25 protein-coding genes are annotated in these 18,784 nt (G+C 73.5%); 11 read left to right on the forward strand and 14 right to left on the reverse strand.

Translation table 11 applies throughout. The annotated features are described in order from the left end of the window. Positions 1-33 precede the first annotated feature (33 nt). Entirely contained in the window at positions 34-549 is a 516-nt protein-coding gene (locus tag ACWDAS_RS33740; protein WP_450398509.1) for a VOC family protein, read from the forward strand. Here the strand turns inward: ACWDAS_RS33740 and ACWDAS_RS33745 are convergent. The 3 genes from ACWDAS_RS33745 to ACWDAS_RS33755 form a co-directional block, all read right to left on the reverse strand. Continuing rightward, on the reverse strand, positions 491-1,804 hold the full coding sequence (locus tag ACWDAS_RS33745; protein WP_450398511.1) for an RNA-guided endonuclease InsQ/TnpB family protein: 1,314 nt from the start codon (positions 1,802-1,804) through the stop codon (positions 491-493). The two genes, ACWDAS_RS33740 and ACWDAS_RS33745, sit on opposite strands and share 59 nt — an antisense overlap. 168 nt (positions 1,805-1,972) lie before the next feature. Continuing rightward, entirely contained in the window at positions 1,973-2,653 is a 681-nt protein-coding gene (locus ACWDAS_RS33750) for a GntR family transcriptional regulator (protein WP_450398513.1), read from the reverse strand. Between the two features lie 163 nt (positions 2,654-2,816). Beyond that, positions 2,817-3,758, reverse strand: coding sequence for a rhomboid family intramembrane serine protease (locus ACWDAS_RS33755; RefSeq protein WP_450398515.1), 942 nt, complete (start codon positions 3,756-3,758; stop codon positions 2,817-2,819). Positions 3,759-4,027: 269 nt separating this feature from the next. On the opposite strand from ACWDAS_RS33755, the gene ACWDAS_RS33760 reads away from it, so the two are divergent. After that, positions 4,028-4,318, forward strand: coding sequence for a hypothetical protein (locus ACWDAS_RS33760; RefSeq protein WP_450398517.1), 291 nt, complete (start codon positions 4,028-4,030; stop codon positions 4,316-4,318). 212 nt (positions 4,319-4,530) lie between these two features. Here the strand turns inward: ACWDAS_RS33760 and ACWDAS_RS33765 are convergent, their stop codons facing one another. Together ACWDAS_RS33765 and ACWDAS_RS33770 are read right to left on the reverse strand one after the other, a co-directional pair. Next, the gene (locus ACWDAS_RS33765; protein WP_450398519.1) at positions 4,531-4,941 is read right to left on the reverse strand and encodes a VOC family protein; all 411 of its coding nucleotides are present in this window, start codon (positions 4,939-4,941) and stop codon (positions 4,531-4,533) included. A 170-nt stretch (positions 4,942-5,111) separates the two neighbouring features. After that, positions 5,112-6,320: a molybdopterin molybdotransferase MoeA gene (locus ACWDAS_RS33770; protein ID WP_450398520.1), complete on the reverse strand. Its 1,209-nt coding sequence runs from the start codon at positions 6,318-6,320 to the stop codon at positions 5,112-5,114. 304 nt (positions 6,321-6,624) lie between these two features. Here ACWDAS_RS33770 and fdhD point away from each other — a divergent pair, with 304 nt between their 5' ends. From fdhD to ACWDAS_RS33785, 3 genes are all read left to right on the forward strand, one after another. After that, positions 6,625-7,476 carry a formate dehydrogenase accessory sulfurtransferase FdhD gene (gene fdhD / locus ACWDAS_RS33775; protein WP_450398522.1) on the forward strand — a complete coding sequence of 284 codons (852 nt, stop codon included), beginning with the start codon at positions 6,625-6,627 and terminating at the stop codon, positions 7,474-7,476. Positions 7,477-7,557: 81 nt separating this feature from the next. Then, positions 7,558-8,148, forward strand: coding sequence for a TetR/AcrR family transcriptional regulator (locus tag ACWDAS_RS33780; RefSeq protein ID WP_450398524.1), 591 nt, complete (start codon positions 7,558-7,560; stop codon positions 8,146-8,148). 2 nt (positions 8,149-8,150) lie between these two features. Then, positions 8,151-8,999 carry a thioesterase family protein gene (locus ACWDAS_RS33785; RefSeq protein WP_450398526.1) on the forward strand — a complete coding sequence of 283 codons (849 nt, stop codon included), beginning with the start codon at positions 8,151-8,153 and terminating at the stop codon, positions 8,997-8,999. Positions 9,000-9,079: 80 nt separating this feature from the next. Here the strand turns inward: ACWDAS_RS33785 and ACWDAS_RS33790 are convergent, their stop codons facing one another. Both ACWDAS_RS33790 and ACWDAS_RS33795 read right to left on the reverse strand, forming a co-directional pair. Continuing rightward, entirely contained in the window at positions 9,080-9,442 is a 363-nt protein-coding gene (locus ACWDAS_RS33790; protein WP_450398528.1) for a UBP-type zinc finger domain-containing protein, read from the reverse strand. 108 nt (positions 9,443-9,550) lie between these two features. Then, positions 9,551-10,303, reverse strand: a complete 753-nt coding sequence (locus ACWDAS_RS33795) for a hypothetical protein (protein WP_450398530.1) — start codon at positions 10,301-10,303, stop codon at positions 9,551-9,553. A gap of 292 nt (positions 10,304-10,595) precedes the next feature. Here ACWDAS_RS33795 and ACWDAS_RS33800 point away from each other — a divergent pair, with 292 nt between their 5' ends. Beyond that, the gene (locus tag ACWDAS_RS33800; RefSeq protein WP_450398531.1) at positions 10,596-10,847 is read left to right on the forward strand and encodes a hypothetical protein; all 252 of its coding nucleotides are present in this window, start codon (positions 10,596-10,598) and stop codon (positions 10,845-10,847) included. 65 nt (positions 10,848-10,912) lie between these two features. Here the strand turns inward: ACWDAS_RS33800 and ACWDAS_RS33805 are convergent, their stop codons facing one another. From ACWDAS_RS33805 to ACWDAS_RS33815, 3 genes are read right to left on the reverse strand one after another with little or no spacing between them, the layout of a single operon-like run. Next, a complete protein-coding gene (locus ACWDAS_RS33805) occupies positions 10,913-11,905 on the reverse strand; it encodes a nucleotidyl transferase AbiEii/AbiGii toxin family protein (RefSeq protein ID WP_450398533.1) in 993 nt (330 codons plus the stop codon). Then, positions 11,902-12,564 carry a hypothetical protein gene (locus tag ACWDAS_RS33810; RefSeq protein ID WP_450398534.1) on the reverse strand — a complete coding sequence of 221 codons (663 nt, stop codon included), beginning with the start codon at positions 12,562-12,564 and terminating at the stop codon, positions 11,902-11,904. The genes ACWDAS_RS33805 and ACWDAS_RS33810 overlap by 4 nt, the downstream gene beginning before the upstream one ends. 14 nt (positions 12,565-12,578) lie before the next feature. Beyond that, complete coding sequence (locus ACWDAS_RS33815) at positions 12,579-13,031, reverse strand: MarR family winged helix-turn-helix transcriptional regulator (protein WP_450398536.1); 453 nt, start codon at positions 13,029-13,031, stop codon at positions 12,579-12,581. A gap of 90 nt (positions 13,032-13,121) precedes the next feature. Here ACWDAS_RS33815 and ACWDAS_RS33820 point away from each other — a divergent pair, with 90 nt between their 5' ends. After that, positions 13,122-13,496, forward strand: coding sequence for a cupin domain-containing protein (locus tag ACWDAS_RS33820; protein WP_450398538.1), 375 nt, complete (start codon positions 13,122-13,124; stop codon positions 13,494-13,496). Between the two features lie 11 nt (positions 13,497-13,507). Here ACWDAS_RS33820 and ACWDAS_RS33825 read toward each other — a convergent pair whose 3' ends face one another. Together ACWDAS_RS33825 and ACWDAS_RS33830 are read right to left on the reverse strand one after the other, a co-directional pair. Beyond that, complete coding sequence (locus ACWDAS_RS33825; protein ID WP_450398540.1) at positions 13,508-14,101, reverse strand: histidine phosphatase family protein; 594 nt, start codon at positions 14,099-14,101, stop codon at positions 13,508-13,510. Further along, on the reverse strand, positions 14,101-14,499 hold the full coding sequence (locus tag ACWDAS_RS33830; protein ID WP_450398542.1) for a VOC family protein: 399 nt from the start codon (positions 14,497-14,499) through the stop codon (positions 14,101-14,103). The genes ACWDAS_RS33825 and ACWDAS_RS33830 overlap by 1 nt, the downstream gene beginning before the upstream one ends. Before the next feature lie 75 nt (positions 14,500-14,574). Between ACWDAS_RS33830 and ACWDAS_RS33835 the strand changes: the two genes are divergently transcribed. Genes ACWDAS_RS33835 through ACWDAS_RS33845 form a run of 3 tightly spaced genes read left to right on the forward strand, consistent with a single transcriptional unit; the run spans position 14,575 to position 16,068 of the window. Continuing rightward, positions 14,575-14,814, forward strand: coding sequence for a hypothetical protein (locus tag ACWDAS_RS33835; protein WP_450398543.1), 240 nt, complete (start codon positions 14,575-14,577; stop codon positions 14,812-14,814). Further along, positions 14,811-15,665 (forward strand): MBL fold metallo-hydrolase, encoded by an 855-nt coding sequence (locus ACWDAS_RS33840; protein WP_450398545.1) that lies wholly within the window; start codon positions 14,811-14,813, stop codon positions 15,663-15,665. The genes ACWDAS_RS33835 and ACWDAS_RS33840 overlap by 4 nt, the downstream gene beginning before the upstream one ends. Before the next feature lie 31 nt (positions 15,666-15,696). Continuing rightward, complete coding sequence (locus tag ACWDAS_RS33845; protein ID WP_450398547.1) at positions 15,697-16,068, forward strand: DoxX family protein; 372 nt, start codon at positions 15,697-15,699, stop codon at positions 16,066-16,068. Positions 16,069-16,093: 25 nt separating this feature from the next. On the opposite strand, the gene ACWDAS_RS33850 is transcribed toward ACWDAS_RS33845, so the two are convergent. After that, complete coding sequence (locus ACWDAS_RS33850; RefSeq protein WP_450398548.1) at positions 16,094-17,146, reverse strand: bile acid:sodium symporter family protein; 1,053 nt, start codon at positions 17,144-17,146, stop codon at positions 16,094-16,096. 123 nt (positions 17,147-17,269) lie between these two features. Here ACWDAS_RS33850 and ACWDAS_RS33855 point away from each other — a divergent pair, with 123 nt between their 5' ends. Continuing rightward, positions 17,270-18,124 (forward strand): LysR substrate-binding domain-containing protein, encoded by an 855-nt coding sequence (locus ACWDAS_RS33855; protein ID WP_450398550.1) that lies wholly within the window; start codon positions 17,270-17,272, stop codon positions 18,122-18,124. Here ACWDAS_RS33855 and ACWDAS_RS33860 read toward each other — a convergent pair. Beyond that, positions 18,102-18,395: an Lrp/AsnC ligand binding domain-containing protein gene (locus tag ACWDAS_RS33860; RefSeq protein ID WP_450398552.1), complete on the reverse strand. Its 294-nt coding sequence runs from the start codon at positions 18,393-18,395 to the stop codon at positions 18,102-18,104. The two genes, ACWDAS_RS33855 and ACWDAS_RS33860, sit on opposite strands and share 23 nt — an antisense overlap. Positions 18,396-18,784 lie beyond the last annotated feature (389 nt).

The raw sequence follows: 18,784 nt of genomic DNA on the forward strand, positions 1-18,784 counted from the left end.
TTAACCGCGGGGCGTGAGGAGGCGGAATCGATCATGGGTCAACCCCAGGGCAGTGAGCTGGAGGCCGTACGGGCCCGGCGGGAGGAACTGCGCAAGGCGTATCTGCGGGAGCCCGCGGAGCGCCCGGCGACGACGGCGGCGGGGGTGCACCACGTCGCGTTCATCTGCCGCGACGTGGAGGAGACCATTCGCTTCTATCAGGAGTTCCTGGGCTTCCCGCTGGTGGAGCTGGTGGAGAACCGCGACTACGCGGGCTCCAGCCACTTCTTCTTCGACATCGGCCACGACAACCTGCTGGGCTTCTTCGACTTCCCCGGCCACGAGCACCCCGAGCACCACGAGACGATCGGCGGGCTGCAGCACCTGGCGCTGTCGGTGTCCGCGGAGCAGTTCGCCCGGGCGAAGCGGCGGCTGGACGAGGCCGGCGTCGAGTACCTCGGGCCGGACCGGGGCGTGGAGGACAGCCTGTACATCCGCGACCCCAACGGGGTCAACGTGGAGCTGTACAACGAGCGGCTGGGCCACTTCGAGGGCAAGCCGCTGCTTTGACATCCTCCCCGCCCTGAAGGGCGGGGATTCCTGGCTCACGTGGGCTGGGGACCAGCGGTCCACCAGCGCTTACACGATCGGCACCAGCCGGGTTGAGACCAGCCCGGACCAGCATCACGCGGGCGGAGTTCTTGTCCCTGGGAGAGACGACTGCGCACGCGGTGCAGGTGTAGGTACGTTCCGAAAGAGGAAGTGCGTGCTTGGTTCTCGCTCCGCACGACGCACAGTCCATGGTGGTGTGCGCGGGATGCACCAGGCGGACATCCCGCCCGTGCTTGCGGCCCATCTCGATCAGAGCCGCCTTCGTCGCGCCGATCGCGGCGTCCGCCGCCTTGCGCGCCATGGTGGTCCGGGCCAGGAACTTCGGCCTAAAGTCCTCGACCGCGATCGCGTCGTGGTCGGTCACCACGCGCTTGGCCCACTTGCGGGCGGTGTCCTGCCGCCGGCGGGCGATCTTCCTGGACACCTTCGCCGCGGCCCGGCGGGCCTTGCGGTACCCGCCGGAGTCGGGCGTGTTCCTCGCGGTACGCCGGCGGGCCATCATCTTCTGGTAGCGGGCCAGCTTCGCCGCGGCACTCCTGCCGTGCTGAGCGTGGGGCAGGTCGTGGACGTCGCTGGTCGTGGTCGCGGTCTCACGCACGCCCCAGTCCACGCCGATCACTGCGCCGGTGGCGGGCAGCGGCTGCACCTCGACCGCGACGACAAACGAGGCGTACCAGTGGCCGAGGCTGTCCCGGTACACGCGTACCGACGTGGGGTGGTCGGGCAGGTCGCGGGACCACACCACCGTCAGCACGATGCCGCCGGCCAGGTGCAGGCGTCCGTCCTTGAGCCTAAAACCGCGGGTGGTGTAGTTCAGCGTCGGTGCGGCCTCGCGCTTGCGCTTGATGCCGGGCATCCCGGCCCGCTGCCCCATGGGCAGCCGTGCCGTGATGTCCTTCACGGCTTTGGCGCGGGACTTCGCGAAGTCCCGGATGACCTGCTGCTGCGGCACCGAGCTGCCTTCCCGCAGCCACGCCATCGACCGCCGGGCCTCGGTCAGCATCCTGTCGAGCTGCGCGGGGCCGCACGTGATCTTCTGCCCGGCGGTCCTGTTCAGGCCGTGGACCTTGCGGGACATGGCCACGCACTCGTTCCACACCCACCGACAGCGCGCCCACTCCGCCTCCAGGCCGGCACCCGCGGTGGACGACACCCGCAGCCGGTAGGTGTACCGGGCGTACCCGGACCCCTGCCCGCTCACTGCTGCCGTCATGCTCGGGAACCTAACAGCCCCCACTGACAACGAAAGAGAACGCAGGTCAGACCAGATGCGCAGAGAACTCCGCCGCTTCGCGGCTCCGACCCAGGACCCATTCCTCCCCGGCCTGAAGGCCCGGGCATCCTGGGAGAGATCAGGTGAACCGGTGGGGCCGGCCTGGGCTCAGTCCTTGTCGGCGCGCTGGTGGTACGAGGTCCTGGTGTGCTCGGTGTGGGCGCGCATGACCTGCTGGGCGCGGTCGGCGTCGCGGCCGGCGATGGCCGCGACCAGTTCGCGGTGCTCGACCCAGGACTGCATGCCGCGCTGCCGGGCGACCGGGGTGTAGTACCAGCGCACGCGCCGCTCGACCTGCCGGGCGAGCTCGGCGAGCACCGCGTTCCCGGCCAGTTCCATCACGCACGCGTGGAGGGCGGCGTTCGCCGCCACCACCGCGTCCACGTCGTCCGCCGTGACCGCGGCCTCTCCCGCCGCGCACAGCTCGTCGAGCCGCTCCAGCCCCTCGGCGGTGGTGTTGGAAGCGGCCAGGCGCGCCGCCTCCGTCTCCAGCAGCGCTCGGACGACGAGGAGCTGGTCGGCCTCCTCCTCGGTGGGCGCGTGGACGAACGCGCCCTGGGCCGGGCGCAGATCCACCCACCCCTCCGTGTTCAGCCGCTGCAGGGCCTCGCGCACGGGCTGCCGGGAGACCCCGAGATGGCCGGCGAGCTCGGTCTCCACCAGATGCTGGCCGGGGCTCAGCGAGCGGGTGATGATCAGCTCGAGCAGCGCTTCGTAGACCTGCTCGCGCAGGGGTCCTGGACGCTCCAGTTTGGGCACGGATCCCTGCGACAGCCCGGTGGACAGCATCTCGGCCCCCAACCTTTCCCGGGGATGGATTGGCTTTCGTCTACAGTGTACTGAGAGCAGGGCCCTTGCGGGTACACCGCCCCGACGCGTGACGCTCTTCACACCGGGGCCGGGAACGGCGGCGGCTTTCCCGCCCGTTCCCGGCTGCCCGCGCCGCTCCCGGCTACGCGGAGCCGGTGAGCTGGGAGGTCTTCAGGACCACCAGCACCACCAGGACGGCCAGCATCGCGACCGCACCCACCGCCTGGACGAGGGTCCGGTGCCTGGCGGGGGCGTAGGCGAAGGCGAGGCCGACGGCACCGCCGGTGAGCAGCCCGCCGAGGTGGCCCTGCCAGGACGTGACCGCCGCGGAGACGACCATCCAGACCAGGAGGCCCGTGATGAGCTGCCGCCCGCCGATGGGGTCGTAGTTCAGGCGCCGGCTGAAGACGTAGTACGCGGCACCGAGCCCGAAGATCGCGCCGGACGCGCCCACCGCTCCCGTACCGGGCGAGATCAGGTACTGCATCACGGAGCCGCCCACGGCGGACAGGAGGTAGAGCGCGAGGTAGCGGGCGCGCCCCAGCTGGCCCTCGACGACCCGGCCGAGAGTCCACAGCGAGGACATGTTCAGCAGGATGTGGGCGATGCCGAAGGTCCCCTCCATCGGCCGGAGATGGAGGAACGCCGCCGTGACGAGGCGGTACCACTCGCCGTGGGCGATGCCGACCAGCTCGAAACCGGGGAACGTCGTGCCGTCGTAGGGGGCTGTGTGCCCCTCGGGACCCAGCAGGCCCTGGCCGAGGGAGTCCAGCCGGTCGACGATGGCCGGGCGCAGCAACTCGCCCACGTACAGGGCGATGTTCAGCGCGATCAGCGCGTACGTCACCGCGGGCACGCCCGCCGTGGAGACGCGGCCGCCGAAGACCGTACGGGCCTGGCGGATGCTCTTGTTGCCCTCTCGGACGCAGTCGGGGCACTGGTGGCCGACGGCCGCCTCGCGCATGCAGTCCGGGCATATGTAGCGGTCGCAGCGGGTGCAGCGGACATACGACTCGCGCTTTGAGTGGCGGTAGCAGGTGGTGACCGGGGGCTGGGTCCCCTGGTCGGCGTCCGTGGTGCTCACGAGTGACAACAGCCCCTGTCGGCGTACGGCACAGCAGATTCGCACGGTTGTACCGACGTCGGCCTCCAGGCGTCAAACCACCGGACATACCCGCACATCGGCAGCGGTCCCACGGCCGTCCTCCCCGCCGGGTGCCCGGGCCCGGTTGGAGGACTTGCGCACTTACGGATGGAGGCGCACGCGGGCGAGCGCGACCTGATCCTCCTGGACGAGTCCGGCTTCGCCCCGACCATGCCCACCGGCTACACCTACTCGCGCATCGGGCGGTGGTGCCCCGCGAGGACACCAAGAACCGCCGGGTCAACGTGCTCGGCGCCCAGATCGTGGGCACCACGCCGGACCTTCTCCGGCAGCCCACCTGCGGGAAGATCGACGCCGGGATGCTGCTGGAGTTCGTCTGCGCGGACCTGGCCGACTTGCCCGGTGGGGCCGCAGCCCTGGAGCCGGCCGCCGACGGCCTCGATGGACAGCTGCCCGTCTGGGCACGCTCGCGGCCGTGCACCGTGGTACCGGACAACGCCTCAGCGCACACGGCCAAGGCGTTCAAGGGCCGCCGCTAGCAGCTGACCAAGATCGGGGTGTAGCTGTTCCACCTGCCACCGCGCAGCCCGGAGTTGTACGACATCGAGTCGGTCTGGCGCCAGGCGGAGTACCGGGATTACCCGCAACGCGCCCAGACCAGCACCGACGCCATCGGCGAGGCCGTCGACCAGGCCATGAACCATCAACGCGACCGGATCCGACAGTCAGCAACGAACCGCATCCAAGCCGCTTAGTCGCGCTTGGTCCAGATCGGGCCCTGGTCGGTCCAGATGACGCCCTTGTTGCGGCACAGGCAGAAGGGGTGGCCGATCGGGTCGGTGTAGACCTGCCAGCCGTAGCCGTTGGGGCCGATGAAGTCCTGCCTCAGCGTCGCGCCGAGGCCGAGGACGCGGCGCTGCTCGGACTCGAACTCGTCCACTTCGAAGTCGAGGTGGAACTGCTTGGGGTGCTCGCTGTCGGGCCACTGCGGAGCGCGGTAGTCGTCCACCCGGATGAATGCCAGCTCGATCTCGCCGAACTGGATGCCAGCCCAGTCCTCGGAGCTGCCTTCCTTGATCGGACGGCCCGTCACCTCGGAGTAGAAAGCCGCCAGCTTCATCGTGTCCGGGCAGTCGATAATGAAATCGGTGAGTCGCAGCATCCCGCGATCTTGTCACAAGCTCACACGCGACTTCGAGACAGGCCCTGAGCAGCTCCGCTGAGGTGCGGGAACAATAAGTTCCCGGGGGCTTCGCCCCCAGACCCCGTTCACCAGGGGCGGCGAGGTTTGCACCGCAGGTGCGGATCAGCAGCGGACTTCGGCGGAGCCGCTTAGCGGGGCAGTTCCAGCAGCTCGACGTCACGGACGTCGCCGGGGTCGGCGGCCCCGGCGGGCGGCAGGACGGCCAGGGCGTCGGCGGCCGCGGCGCCCCACAGCAGGCCCGGGCGGTCGTGGCCGACGGGGGTGGCGCGGCCGCCGGCGACCGCCACGGGAACGAGCCGGGTGTCGTGGGCGTGCGGGGCCGGGGAGCCGGCCAGGGCGGCCCGGGACGGCAGCGCCGGTGAGCGGCCCGCGAGGCGGTGCAGTGCGGGCACCAGCAGGGTCAGCGCGGCGGCGAGCGCGGCGTACGGATTGCCGGGCAGGCCCACGACGAGCCGGCCGGCGCCGGGAAGGCGGGCGAGCAGTTGGGGGTGGCCGGGTCGGCAGGCGACGCCGTCGACCAGCAGTTCGGCGCCCAGGGCGCGCAGCGCGGGCCGGAGATGGTCGGCCGGGCCTCGCGACGAGGCCCCGCACACCGCGATGACGTCGACACCGGTCCGGGCGAGGGCGGTGGTGAGCGGCGAGCGCCCGTCGGGCAGATAGGTGGTCGGCTGCGCGGTGCCGCCCGCCCAGTCGACCAGGCCGGGCAGCAAGGGGCCCAGGGCGTCGCGGACCTGACCGGCGGGCGGAAGGCCGTGGCGTACGACCTCGTCGCCGGTGACGAGGACGGCGACCCGCGGGCGGCGGTGGACGGTGAGGGCGTCGTGGCCCAGGGCGGCGGCGAGGCCGAGCACGGCGGGCGTGACCGGCGTCCCGGCCGGAAGGACCTCGCGCCCCTCGGCGCACTCCTCCCCGCGGTACCGGATGTGGCGGCGCGCTTCCACGACCCCGGTGACCAGGCCGTCCGTTCGCAGGGCCGTCTCGTACGGCAGAACTGCGCACGCGCCGGGCGGCACCGCGGCGCCGGTGGCGATCTCGACGGCCTGGCCGTCCGTCAGCGCGCCGACGCCGGACGGGCGTCCGGCCAGCACGCGCCCCACGACCGTCCAGGGCGCGGAACCGGCCACCGCGTAGCCGTCCATGGCGGCCGTGTCGAAGGCGGGATGCGCGGTGCGCGCGCGCAACGACTCGGCGAGGACACCGCCCCGCGCCCGCTCGAGCGGCACGGGGAACGCCTCCAGCGGCTCCGCGGCGAGCCGGGCGGTGGCACGGGCCTGCGCCCACGGGGTGCCGGAGTGGGTGGCGTGCCGCCGCGGAGTCCGCTGGTCGAGCGTGGTCATCGGTGCCTCCTGAACCGGCCGTGGCCGCCGCGTTTCTCCGTGGCGTTTCTCCGTGGCGTTTCTCCGTGGCGTGAAGGGCTGTGCGCCGCGCTCCCTTGACGCTTCCGGACGATACTGTAGACAATATCCTGTCGACTTCGAAAGGGTCCCTCGGACGCGGAGCGCGTACGTACGCGGACGACGGGCGCCCCGGACGAGCCGGGCCGGGGTGACCTCACCGCACGACAACCGGGTCACCCATGGCAACCTCTGTATTCAAGGGCCGAATCGGCTGCCAGCACGGACAGAACCGGGACTGATCGACATGGGACGGGTCACCGAACGGCGTCGAGTACTGAGGATCAGGGAGGGAGCCGTCGACCACCGGGCGGACACCCTGGTCGCCGAGGAGCCGCTGGAGATCCGGCTCAACGGCAAGCCGCTCGCGATCACGATGCGCACCCCGGGCGACGACTTCGCCCTCGCGGCCGGCTTCCTGGTCAGCGAGGGCGTACTCGGCAGCGCCGCCGAGCTGGCGAACATCGTGTACTGCGCGGGCGCGACCGTCGACGGCTCGAACACCTACAACGTCGTCGACGTGCGCCTCGCGCCCGGCGTCCCCGTCCCCGACATCACGCTGGAGCGGAACGTCTACACGACGTCCTCCTGCGGCCTGTGCGGCAAGGCCAGCCTGGACGCCGTCCGGACCACGGCCCGCTGGCCCATCGCCGACGCCTCGCCGCTGCGGCTCGAACCCGCCCTGCTGTCCGCGCTGCCCGACCGGCTGCGTGCCGCGCAGCGGGTCTTCGACCGGACCGGGGGCCTGCACGCGGCCGCGCTCTTCACGGCGGAGGGCGAACTGCTCGACGTCCGGGAGGACGTGGGCCGCCACAACGCCGTCGACAAGCTCGTCGGCCGCGCCCTCCAGCAGGACCTGCTCCCCCTGGAGGGCAAGATCCTGATGGTCTCCGGCCGCGCCTCCTTCGAACTCGCCCAGAAGGCCGTCATGGCCGGCATCCCCGTCCTCGCCGCCGTCTCGGCCCCGTCCTCCCTCGCCGTCGACCTCGCCGCCGAGTCCGGCCTGACCCTCGTCGGCTTCCTCCGCGGCACCTCCATGAACGTCTACGCGGGCGAAGAGCGGATCGCGCTGCCCGCGACGGCGGCCGGCCGGGTCTGACCGTCCCGGCGCGCCTTCGCAGGCGGGGTCCGGCAGCTCGGAGGTAGACAGTGTCCACCTCCGAGGTAGACACTGTCCACCATGACCACCGCACCCCGCGCGCGCCTGCTCGACGCCGCCCTCGCCGTCCTGGACGACGAGGGCGTCGAAGGACTGACCCTGCGGGCCATCGCACGGCGTGCGAACGTGTCGCACGGGGCGCCCCTGAAGCACTTCCCGCACCGGGCGGCACTGCTGTCGGCCGTGGCGACCGTGGGATTCCGTGAGCTCAACGCGCTGGCCGAGGCGGCCGTGCGGGAGTGCCCGGAGGGCGCTTCCGCGGCGGCGCGGCTGCGCGCCGGGGCCCGCGGCTACGTGGCGTACGCGCTGGGACGGCCGGCGATGTTCACCCTGATGTTCCGGCACGACCTGCTGGACGCCCGGGACAAGGAACTCGGCCGGGCCGGCATGTCGGCCTTCGACGACCACCTCCTCGTGCTCGTGCGCGCCGCGCAGGCAGAAGGCTGGCGGCCCGCCGCGGACACGCGGGCGCTCACCGGCGCCGTGTGGTCCGGGCTGCACGGCGTGGCGCAACTGTGGCTGTGGGGCTCGCTGGCCCTGGGCACCGGCGCCACGTCCATCGACGAAGCGCTCGACGCGCTGTTCACCTCGTTCGACCTCAAGGAACACTGACGATGCATGAGAAGTACGGATTCGACCGCGAGACGGCCGTCACGCCGCGCCCGGGCGAGCCCTCGGTCTACGACGCGGAGCTCCACGAGGGCTGGCGGATCGGCATGGGCGTCAACGGCGGGCTGCTGCTCGCCCTCGCCGGCCGGGCGCTGGGCGAGGAGCTCGGCGGCGGTGAGCAGGGGCACCGGGATCCGTTCTCGATCAGCGCCTACTACCTGTCGACGTCCCGCCCGGGTCCGGTGACCGCCCGCACGCAGACGCTGCGCCGCGGCCGTACCGTCTCGACCGGCATGGTGTCCCTGGTGCAGGAGGGCGAGGAGCGGCTGCGGGCGATCGCCACCTACGGCGACCTCAACGGCCACGACCACGCGGGCGACGTGCGCACCTCGGCCACGCCCCCGCAGATGCCGCCGCCCGAGCAGTGCGTCGGCACCGATGTGGCACCGCCGGAGTTCCTGAAGATATCCCCGATGCTGGAGCGCATCGAGCTGCGGCTGGACCCGGACACGGTCGGCTGGGCGGTCGGCGCCCCGTCCGGCCGGGGCATGGTGCAGGGCTGGCTGCGGATGCCGGACGGCCGGGAACCCGACCCGCTGATGCTGCTGCTCGCGGTGGACAGTCTGCCCCCGGTCAGCTTCGACCTCGGCATCCCGGGCTGGGCGCCGACCCTGGAGCTGACCGCCCACGTCCGCGCCAGGCCCGAGCCGGGGTGGCTGCGGCTGAAGCACTCCACCCGGAACTTCGCGGACGGCTACATGGAGGAGGACGCCGAGGTCTGGGACTCGGCGGGCCGCCTGGTGGCCCAGTCCCGGCAACTGGCCCGGGTCCGGCTGCCCGAGGTCGCCGCGTAGCGGCTGCGGGGGCCCGGCACGCGGGCGGCAGCCCGTGAGCCGCACGCGGCGGCACCGGTACGGGCAGCGCGTGGCGGGGGTCAGTGCAGCTGCGCCTGCCAGTCGTCGGGGACCTTGCCCGCGGGGCCCGGGCAGGGCTGGGTCTCCGGGCGGGCGTTCGGCGGGGGCAGCACGGGCCCGTCGTAGTACTCCTCCGTCTCGACGTTCCAGTACCAGTCCTCACCGGGCTCGAAGCTGGTGATGAACGGGTGTCCCGTCTCGCGCGCGTGCCGCGTGGCGTGCTGCGAGGGCGAGGAGTCGCAGCAGCCGATCTGCCCGCACTGCGCGCAGCGGCGCAGGTGGAACCACCAGCCCGGCCCCTGGCCGGCTCCGCACTCGGCGCAGCCCTCTCCGCTCGGCTTGGACGTGGGGTCGATGCCCGGGATCGTGACGTCGTCCGCCATGGTGGACCCGCCTCCTTCAAACGCGATCACCTGTTCTCCTGGCATGCTAACCGGCCTGCCGCGCCGCCACCGGGCGAAGCCGCGGGCCGGCCGCGCACGGAGGGCGCCCTACCCGTGCGTGCGGCGCCGGAGCATGATGCCCGGGCACCGGACGACCGCACGCAGGCGCTGCGCGTAGCCGTACCTGCGCAGCCACCACGGCAGCTCGCGCAGTGGCACGTACGCCACGATGTCGTTGTGGGCCTCGGTACCGGGCGGCAGCCCGCGCAGCAGTTCCAGGCAGTGCTCGTCGACGGTGCCGTGCAGGCGGGCGACATGGGCCAGGGCGACGACGCCCTGGTGACGCAGTTCGCCGCGCGGTGCCCGCAGGGCGCGGGCGACGCGCGGCAGGATCGCGGCGGCGTCCGGATGGGTGAGCGCCAGCCCGATGACCGCCACGCCCACCATCGGCTCGGCGCGCTCGAAGGCCGCGTCCACCTCCTCGGGCCGGTCCGTCCCCAGCAGCGCCGAGGAGTCCGCCCAGTTCATGCCGCGTCCGGCGGCCGCCCGCTCCACGAGGAACTCCCGCCGTCCCGCGGCGTCCGCCTCACCGCGCCACGCCCCGTCGAGATACGCCCAGACCCGCCCGGCCTCCGGCCCGGCGCCGGCGGCGACCCTCCGCCACACCTCCGGGGCCGCATCCGCCAGGGCGGCGAACCTCCCGCCGAGCTCCCCCAGATCGCAGCGCCGCAGGAACGCCAGCCGGCGCGCGTCCGCCTCCGTGACCCGCCCCGCGGCGTATCCCGCGGCCAGCTCGTCCGGTTCCAGCGCGACCGCGAAGCGCACGAACTCGGCGGGTACGGTCTCGGCGTGCGGGGTCATGGGGGCTGAGGCTAGCCCGTCAGGCCGAGTGTCGGCTCCCCGTTTTCGCCGCCCGAGGGCGGACCGACGACGGCGGTGAACGCGCCCGCGCGCACGACGAGGCGGCCCCCAGGCCCCCATCCTCGCGCCGGCAGCCTCCGGGCCCGGGACGACCGGCCCGGCCGAGGCCCCGGCTCACCGCGACGCCCCGTCCCGGCGGCCTGCCCGCGCTGCTTGGAGGATGGACGGCTACGAGGGCACGGCAATGCTGGATCGGTGGGCCGACCGATCGACCTGCCCTGGGACGTTCGGCGTGCGTGTCACGGTCCGCGTCACCGGAAACGACTGGACGTGCGACGCGATCTTCGACCCTCCCCTGTCCTCGGAGGACCGGGAGGGCTTCGCCTTCCTGGTGGCACTCGATCCGCTCTTCATCCTGCGCTTCGACGAGGGAAGCACGCTCCTGGTCGACGCCGTCGCCGCAGGAGACGGCAGACGACTCGTCCTCACCGCTTACCAGGCGGAGGCAGCGGAGTCGGCCGGTTCCAGGCGAGCGCAGCGGTAGCAGGACCGGCCACGGCAGGCGCTTCGGTGCGTCCCGGCGCCCGGGCGGTGTCCCCGCCGCGCGCGTCAGGGGCCCTCGGGCAGGACCTCGGACAGCGCCCGCTTCAGCCGGTCGAGCCACTGCGCGGCGGTGCCGGTCACCCAGGGGTGGGCCGTGCGGAAGGCGTCCCAGTCGACGGAGTGCGGCGCGACCTCGGCGAGGCGTGGGGCGGAGGCGGGGTGGCCGGGCTCCTGGCGCATCACCCGGCGCAGGAGGCGCGCGGTGAGGGCGGTGCCGGGCGCTTCGGCGAGGAGGACCGCGTCGTACAGGTCCTTGCCCTGGGCGCGGCCCTCGGCCGCGGCGTCGGCCTGCAGCCACAGCAGCTTCCAGGCGAGGGAGAGTTCGCGGCTCGCGGTGCGCACCACGGCCGGAGCGCCGCCGTCGCCGCGCGGCACGGCGGTCAGGACCGGCGGTTCCGGGAGCCGTTCGTCGCGCGCGAAGTCCAGGCGTACCTCGCCCGGGGGCAGCCCGTCCGCGTGCCAGGGGATGACCAGCCGTACCCCCGGGGTGTCGTACTCGGTGTAGGTCCAGCTGCCGTCGTGGCGGGCGCCGTTGGCGTCGAGGCGCACGCCGGGGGCGGCGTCGGGGTACCGGCGGACCAGGTCGAGCAGGTCGCCGGGCGGGCCGTCGGAGGGGTCGGGCTCCGGGTCGACGATCCAGTTCAGTCCCTCGGGCGGCAGCCGCACCCGCAGCCCGCCCGTGCCGAACTCCTCGTCCGTCCAGATCTCGTGGCGGCCGGCGCCGTCCGCCGCCTCGGGCCAGTGCTGGACGGCTGCCGACTCGTCGACGTACGGGTACGGGTGGAGCGGGTCGATCGGTACCGCAAGGGAGGGCGGGACGATCCAGTCGAGGTCGCCCGGCTCGCGGGCGGCGCTGCCGACCCAGGCGGGCATCACCATGCTGCCCCGCAGCACGAGGAGGTCGCCCAGCGCGGACTCCGCGACGAGGCACAGGAGGTGGTCGAGCACGGCCCGGTGCGCGGCGGCCGCGGGGTCCCGCCCCGCCGGCCGGGCGGTCACCGGGCGCGCCCCTCGTCGATCCAGCCGTCGTCGAGGGCGGGGCGGTCGTCGTGGACGACGAACTCCTCCTCCACCTCCACGGCCGGGAGGCCCGCCTCCGCGAGGGCGGCCAGGAGCCGGTCGAGCCGCAGGCGCGCCTCGGGGCGCCCGACGCCGCGGCAGCGCTGGGTGACGAAGCGTTCGTGGCCGCGGTCGCCGAGGTCGCGGAGGGCGTTGCGGGACACGTGGGCGGCGTGCTGCCCGGCGATCGCGCGCACCTCGTCCAGCCGGGCGCGGTCGGCGATGACGAGCTTGACGTGGTGTTCGAAGTAGCAGCCGGGCGGCAGGTCCAGGGCCTCGCCGGCGGAGCGGGGCACCTCGGCGTTCCAGGGCGCGGCCTCGATCTTCACGCGCACGACGTCGAACCCCTCGGCGCGCAGCCGCCCGCTCCACCGCTCGGCGGCGGTGCGCCGGCCGGGCAGGTCGCCGCGGCCGCGCAACGTCAGCATGGGCTGGTCGGGGGCGGCCCCGCGATCGAGCACGATGCGGGTGTACTTGAGCCCGTTGCGCGCCGCCCAGTGGCGTATCCGCTCCTCGTCGCCGGGCCGGGGGGCGGGCACCGTGAAATGGGTCTCGAAGTCGCCGGTGAAGTGCCCGGTGACGTTCCCCGGGGAGTCCATCGCCGCGGCCCCGCCTACCACGCCGGGCGGACCGGGCCGCCCGGGGCGAGCCGGCCGAGGTCCGCGCAGAGGGCGCGCAGCCGGTCCGCGCCGAGGGCGTCGGCCCAGGGTCGTACGGCCTCGGCGGCGGCCTCCTCGGCGGCGCGGGTGCAGGCCTTGCCGCGTTCGGTGAGGACGACCAGCCGGGCCCGGGCGTCGTCCGGGTGGGGCCGGCGTTCGGCGTAGCCCTTGGCCACGAGTTCGTCGACGAGTTGGCCGGCCGCCTGGCGGGTCACCCCGAGGTGCCCGGCGAGTTCGGTGACGGTCGCGCCGCCCGCCGACATCCGGGCGAAGGCGAATCCGTGGGCGGGGCGGAGGTCGTCGAAGCCGCGCGCGACCACGCCGTCGTGGATGGCGGCGGTGAGGGCGCCGGCCGCGGCGAGCAGGTTGACGCCCAGGGCGACGGCCAGGGCCTCCTCGTCCTTCATACGGCCCACCTTGACACATTGCGCAAGCGACTTGACCATATGGGCAAGCAACTTGCTCAAGTTGCTTGCCTATCACGGAAGAGGAGTCCCATGCCTGTCATCCGTTCCGCCGACGCCGTCGTCCACGACCTGCACGGCGTCCGCTTCGTCTCGTACGCCTCCACCGCCACCGGCAGCCGGGAACTGTGCGCGTGGCGCGGCGAGGTGCCCGCGGGGACCGCAGGCCCCGCGCACACCATCACCCGTGAGGAGGTCTTCCTCGTCCTGTCCGGCGCGCCGCGCCTCACCATCGACGGCGAGACCCACGACCTGTCCCCCGGCGATGTCGCCACCGCGCCCGCCGGCTCCTCCCTCGCCCTGGAGAACCCGGGCGGCGAGCCCGCCGCCGTATGGGTGACCACCGGGGTCGGCCTGGAGGCGGTGCTCGCCGACGGGTCGCGGATCAGCCCGCCGTGGGCGCGCTGAGCGTCATCGCGTCACTGCAGGTGGGCGGTGTCGTTCCAGAGGGTGATCGCGGGGTCGCCGTACTCCCAGCCCAGGATCGACAGGGAGGCCGGGGCCAGGCTCAGCACCATGCCGCGCATCGGGTCGAGACGGAGCCAGCGGGCGGCCAGGGTGCGCAGGAAGTGGCCGTGGGCGAAGACGACGCAGTCGCTGTCCTCCTCCTTGACCCAGGCCACGACCTCGTCGGCGCGGTTGGCGACCTGCCACGAGGTCTCGCCGCCGACGACGCCGTCGCGCCAGATCACCCAGCCGGGCCGCTCCTCGCGGATCTCCGGCGAGGTACGGCCCTCGTACTCCCCGTAGTCCCACTCCCGCAGCGTGTCCCAGACCTGCGCGCGGTCGCCGAACCCGGCCAGTTCACAGGTCTCGCGGGCCCGCTGGAGCGGGCTGGTGCGGAGCCGGGCGCCGGGGAAGTCGTGCCAGGGGGCGCGGGACAGGCGCTTGCCCAGCAGCCGGGCCGCCTCCCGTCCCTCCTCGGTGAGCGGGATGTCGGTCCGCCCGGTGTGCTGGCCGCTCTGGGACCACTCGGTCTGGCCGTGCCGGACGAGCACGAGGCGCGGAGCCATCAGGAAGCCACCTCCTTGTGGACGGCCTCGATGTTGTTGCCGTCGGGATCGCTGACGAATGCGCAGTAAGCGCGGTACTCGGGCCGGTGCCGCGGGGCGTGCCGCGAGGTCCCCCCGGCCGCCACCGCGGCGGCGTGGAAGGCCTCCACCGCCGCCCGGTCGGCGGCCGTGAAGGCGATGTGGGCCCCGCGGGTGGGTTCGCCGCCGGCCCGCTCGAGCGAGAGGGAGGGGGTGTCGCGGTCCGGGTGCCAGTACTCGGCGACGCCGTCGTCCTCGTACCCGACGCCGATGCCCAGCGGCTTCAACGCCGCGGTGTAGAAGGCCCGACTGGCGTCGTGGTCCGAGGCGAAGACGCCGATATGGTGGATGAACGTCGTCACCGTTGCCTCTGAGGTCACGTGGACAGTGTCCCTCCCCAGCGGTGGGACGCACAAAACGATGCCCGCGCCGCCCGGCGGGGCGGAGCAGGGACGATGACCAGGCACACCAGCACCTCCACAGCCGGCCGGACACTCTTCGGGGCCGCCGCCCGCGGCTCCCGCGCCCCGCGCGGGGGCACCGCCACGGCGGCGGCCCGCGCCCGGGACGGCCGGATCGTCACGGGCGCTGCCGTGCACCAGTCCACCGCGAGTCCTTGCACCGGGCTGTACGCCACCGCCGCCGGCCGGGCCGACCGGCGCCACGACTCCCCGCAGGAGGAAGAGCCGCCATGAACGCACCCGCCCCTCGGGCGCCGGAGCCGCTCGACGTGCGCTGGATCCACGGGTCGCCGTCGGCCAAGCACAACACCGACCCCGACATCCAGGTGTTCGAGTACGACGACCGCACCTTCATCCTGCGGCAGAACAAGGCGGTCCACTACGAGGCGCCGTTCCTCTTCCTGCTCTTCGGGGACGACCGGGCCGTGCTCCTCGACACCGGGGCCACGCGGGAGGAGGAGTTCTTCCCGCTGCGGGAGGTGGTGGACGAGCTGTTCGAATTGCGGCCGCCCGCCCTGCAGCGGGAGGGCTACGAGCTGCTCGTGCTGCACACCCACGCCCACGGCGACCATGTCGCGGGCGACGCGCAGTTCGCCGGCCGTCCGGACACCGTCGTCGTCGCGGCCGACCGGGACAGCGCCTGGGACTTCCTCGGCTTCACCCGGGACCCCGACCGTGTGGCACGCCTCGACCTGGGCGGGCGGGTCCTGGAGTGCCTCGCCACCCCCGGGCACCACGCGTCGGCCGTCACCTACTACGACCCCGCGACGGGCTTCCTGCTGACCGGCGACACCGTCTACCCGGGCCGGCTGTACGTCGAGGACTGGGCCGCCTTCCGACGCACCGTCGACCGGCTGATCGCCTTCGCCGAGGAGCGGCCGGTCACACATGTGCTGGGCTGCCACATCGAGATGACCCGCGAACCGGGCGTGGACTACCCGATCCGCACCGTCCACCAGCCCGACGAGCCGCCGCTGGAGATGACCGTGGCCCAGCTCCGCGACGTGCGCCGGGCGATCGAGGAGATCGGCGACCGGCCCGGGCGGCACCCCTACCCGGGATTCGTCATCTGCCGCGAGGACTGACCGCCGTTCGAACGTACGGCAGAATGTGCGGGTGTTCGCACTCGCCGTCGCGCTGACCGTCCTCCTGCTGCTGGAGGTCGTCCCCTCGGCGATCGCCCAGCTGACCCGTGCCCGGCCGGGGTTGACGCGGCTCGACGAGCTGACCCGGCTCGGGGTGCTCCAGGGACGGCACCTGTGGGTGCTCACCCTGCTCGGGACACTGCACACGCTCGGCGCCGTCGCGGTGGTCGCCGGGCTGTGGCGCCCGGCGCTGGGCGCCGCCGGGGCCGCACTCGAAGCCGGGATCTTCGGCTGGGTACTCCTCCGTCAGCTGCGGGCCGGTGACCGGGGGCGGGCCCTGACGGCGTACGCGCTGTTCCTGGCGATGGCGCTGGCGGTCCTCGTGGTGGACGCGCTGCGCTGAACGGCTTCCGCGGCGGCCGGGGGGCTCACCTCCTGACGGGGACGGCCTCCCGCGCCCGCACGGCGGGCCGTGCCGCGGCGGGCTCCGTCGCACCGGCCGGCTCCGCGGCCTCCGCCCGGCGCGCCCAGCGCTTGGCGAGGACCGCGCACACCATCAGCTGCATCTGGTGGAAGAGCATCAGCGGCAGCACCATCAGCCCGGCCTGGGCGCCGAACAGCACGGAGGCCATGGGCAGTCCGGCGGCCAGGCTCTTCTTCGACCCGGCGAAGACGACGGTCACCCGGTCCGCCCGGGGGAAGCCGAGCCTGCGCGACCCGTACGAGGTGATGCCGAGCATCGCGGCCAGCAGCAGAGCCTCCGCGAGCAGCAGGCCGAGCAGGCGCAGGGGCGTGACCTGGTGCCAGATGCCGCGCACCACGCCCTCGCTGAACGCGGCGTAGACGACCAGCAGGATCGATCCGCGGTCGACCAGGCCGAGCGCCTTCTTGCGGCGGGTGACGTAGCCGCCGATCCAGCGCCGCAGCAGCTGACCCGCCACGAAGGGCACCAGCAACTGCAGCACGATGCCGAGCACCGCGTCCGCCGAGAAGCCCGCGCCGCTGCCCCCGAGGAGCAGCGCGGCCAGCAGCGGGGTGAGGACGAGCCCGGCGAGGCTGGAGAAGGAGCCCGCGCAGATGGCCGCCGCCACATTGCCGCGGGCGACCGAGGTGAAGGCGATCGAGGACTGGATGGTCGAGGGCACCAGACACAGGAAGAGCAGGCCGGTGTGGAGCTCGGGGGTCAGGAGGTACGGCACCAGGCCCGCCGAGGCGAGGCCGAGCAGTGGGAAGACGGCGAAGGTGGACGCCAGGACGGTGAGGTGGAGGCGCCAGTGGCGCAGTCCGTCCATCGCCTCGCGGGTCGACAGGCGTACGCCGTAGAGGAAGAAGAGCAGGGCCACCGCCGCGGTGGACGCGCCGCCCGCGACCTGGGCGCCGGCGTCCCGGGCGGGCAGCAGCGCCGCGAGGAGGACGGTGCCGAGGAGCGCCGCGATGTACGGGTCCACAGGGAGCCATGACGGGTAACGCAGGCGGCGCATGGTGTTCCTCATCGGTGCTGGACGGGGCCCTCTCCAGAGTGCCCGGTGACCCGGCGATCGTAAATGACTTTGGCCGCACTGACTGTCATCACGAAACGCGATGAGCCCCGCTAGGCTGGGCCCGTGTTCGATCCGGTACAGCTGCGGAGTTTTGTCGCCGTCGCGCGGACGCTGAGCTTCACGCAGGCGGGCCGCCGGCTGGGCCTGCGCCAGTCGACCGTGAGCCAGCATGTGCGCAAGCTGGAGGAGGCGGCCGGACGGCGGTTCTTCACCCGTGACACGCACAGTGTCGAACTGACCGAGGACGGCGAGGCCATGCTCGGCTTCGCCCGGACGATCCTGGAGGCGAACGAGCGGGCCGCGGGATGGTTCGCGGGCACCCGCCTGCGCGGCAGGCTGCGCCTGGGCGCGTCGGAGGACTTCGTCCTGACCCGGCTGCCGGAGATCCTGGAGGGCTTCCGGCGCGACCACCCCGAGGTCGACCTGGAGCTGACGGTGGAGCTGTCGGCCACCTTGCACCGCCGGCTGGCCGCCGGACGGCTGGACCTGATGCTGGGCAAGCGCGCCGCCGGGGACACCCACGGCCAACTGGTGTGGAGCGACCGGCTGGTGTGGATCGCCGGTGAGCGCTACCGCCCCGAGGACCGGCGGCCCGTCCCGCTGATCCTCTACCCGGCCCCGGCGATCACCCGGGCCCGGGCCCTGGAGGTCATGGAGCGGCACGGCCGCGCGTGGCGCATCGCGTGCACCAGCGGCTCGCTGAGCGGGCTGATCGCCGCGGCGCGCGCCGGGCTCGGGGTGATGGCGCACGCCGAGGGGCTGATCCCGCCGGGCCTGGTGCGGGTCCCGGCCCGCGCGGGGCTGCCGGAGCTCGGCGGCGTCGACTTCGTGCTGCTGCACGGCCGGCGGCGGCCCGCGGCGCAGGAGGCGGCGGATGCCCTGGCGGCGGCGATCCTCAGCGGATCACTTCGGTCGTGATCTGCTTGACCAGGCGCAGCAACGGGACGGTCTCCGCGTGGCGCACCCCGTCGAGGGCGCCGACCTGCTCGTTCAGGTAGCGGTACGTCTCGGGGGTGTCGCGGCAGATGACGACGGCGACGAGGTCGGGCGAGCCGGTGGTCGCGGCGACGTAGGCGGTCTGGCGGTGGGCGGCCAGTGCCAGACCGACCAAGGAGAGCGCGGAGGGCGCCGTGGGGATCCAGAACACGGCCCGGGTGGTGTGGCCGATCCACGTCGTGTCCAGCTGCACGTCGGTGCAGAGCACGCCCGAGCCGCGCAGTTGCTCCAGCCGCCGCTTGACGGGGGACTCCCGTGGCCCGGTGCAGTTCGGGGTAGGTCGCCCGGCCGTCGCGGCCGAGGGCGGCGATGAGGGCCTCGTCCTCGGGGCCGAGGACCACCGTGCCGGGCTCGGGGGCTCGGGCGGGGGCGGCCCGGCTTATCGGCCCCGGCGGCGGCCCCCGAGCCCGTGGGCGCTGTAGAGCGGCGGTGATCCCCACGAGGGGATTTGGTGCAGACTCCGGGCGGACGCCGGTCCGCCCGGAAACCGCCTTCAGGCGCCATGTTCCTTGCGGTAACCGGGAACCGGCTCGTCACGGGGGTGCGAGGGAATCCATGCGGGTCTTCACAGCTGATTGTCAC

This window comes from Streptomyces sp. NPDC001070, from assembly GCF_053598835.1.

Excerpts from the sequence above, each read along its gene's own strand:
- ACWDAS_RS33785 (WP_450398526.1), top strand. The coding sequence starts at position 8,151 with ATGCATGAGAAGTACGGATTCGACCGCGAGACGGCCGTCACGCCGCGC.
- ACWDAS_RS33740 (WP_450398509.1), top strand. The coding sequence starts at position 34 with ATGGGTCAACCCCAGGGCAGTGAGCTGGAGGCCGTACGGGCCCGGCGG.
- ACWDAS_RS33790 (WP_450398528.1), bottom strand. The coding sequence starts at position 9,442 with ATGGCGGACGACGTCACGATCCCGGGCATCGACCCCACGTCCAAGCCG.
- ACWDAS_RS33765 (WP_450398519.1), bottom strand. The coding sequence starts at position 4,941 with ATGCTGCGACTCACCGATTTCATTATCGACTGCCCGGACACGATGAAG.
- ACWDAS_RS33840 (WP_450398545.1), top strand. The coding sequence starts at position 14,811 with ATGAACGCACCCGCCCCTCGGGCGCCGGAGCCGCTCGACGTGCGCTGG.
- ACWDAS_RS33780 (WP_450398524.1), top strand. The coding sequence starts at position 7,558 with ATGACCACCGCACCCCGCGCGCGCCTGCTCGACGCCGCCCTCGCCGTC.
- ACWDAS_RS33795 (WP_450398530.1), bottom strand. The coding sequence starts at position 10,303 with ATGACCCCGCACGCCGAGACCGTACCCGCCGAGTTCGTGCGCTTCGCG.
- ACWDAS_RS33815 (WP_450398536.1), bottom strand. The coding sequence starts at position 13,031 with ATGAAGGACGAGGAGGCCCTGGCCGTCGCCCTGGGCGTCAACCTGCTC.
- fdhD (WP_450398522.1), top strand. The coding sequence starts at position 6,625 with ATGGGACGGGTCACCGAACGGCGTCGAGTACTGAGGATCAGGGAGGGA.
- ACWDAS_RS33820 (WP_450398538.1), top strand. The coding sequence starts at position 13,122 with ATGCCTGTCATCCGTTCCGCCGACGCCGTCGTCCACGACCTGCACGGC.
- ACWDAS_RS33750 (WP_450398513.1), bottom strand. The coding sequence starts at position 2,653 with ATGCTGTCCACCGGGCTGTCGCAGGGATCCGTGCCCAAACTGGAGCGT.
- ACWDAS_RS33850 (WP_450398548.1), bottom strand. The coding sequence starts at position 17,146 with ATGCGCCGCCTGCGTTACCCGTCATGGCTCCCTGTGGACCCGTACATC.
- ACWDAS_RS33810 (WP_450398534.1), bottom strand. The coding sequence starts at position 12,564 with ATGGACTCCCCGGGGAACGTCACCGGGCACTTCACCGGCGACTTCGAG.
- ACWDAS_RS33770 (WP_450398520.1), bottom strand. The coding sequence starts at position 6,320 with ATGACCACGCTCGACCAGCGGACTCCGCGGCGGCACGCCACCCACTCC.
- ACWDAS_RS33745 (WP_450398511.1), bottom strand. The coding sequence starts at position 1,804 with ATGACGGCAGCAGTGAGCGGGCAGGGGTCCGGGTACGCCCGGTACACC.
- ACWDAS_RS33825 (WP_450398540.1), bottom strand. The coding sequence starts at position 14,101 with ATGGCTCCGCGCCTCGTGCTCGTCCGGCACGGCCAGACCGAGTGGTCC.
- ACWDAS_RS33835 (WP_450398543.1), top strand. The coding sequence starts at position 14,575 with ATGACCAGGCACACCAGCACCTCCACAGCCGGCCGGACACTCTTCGGG.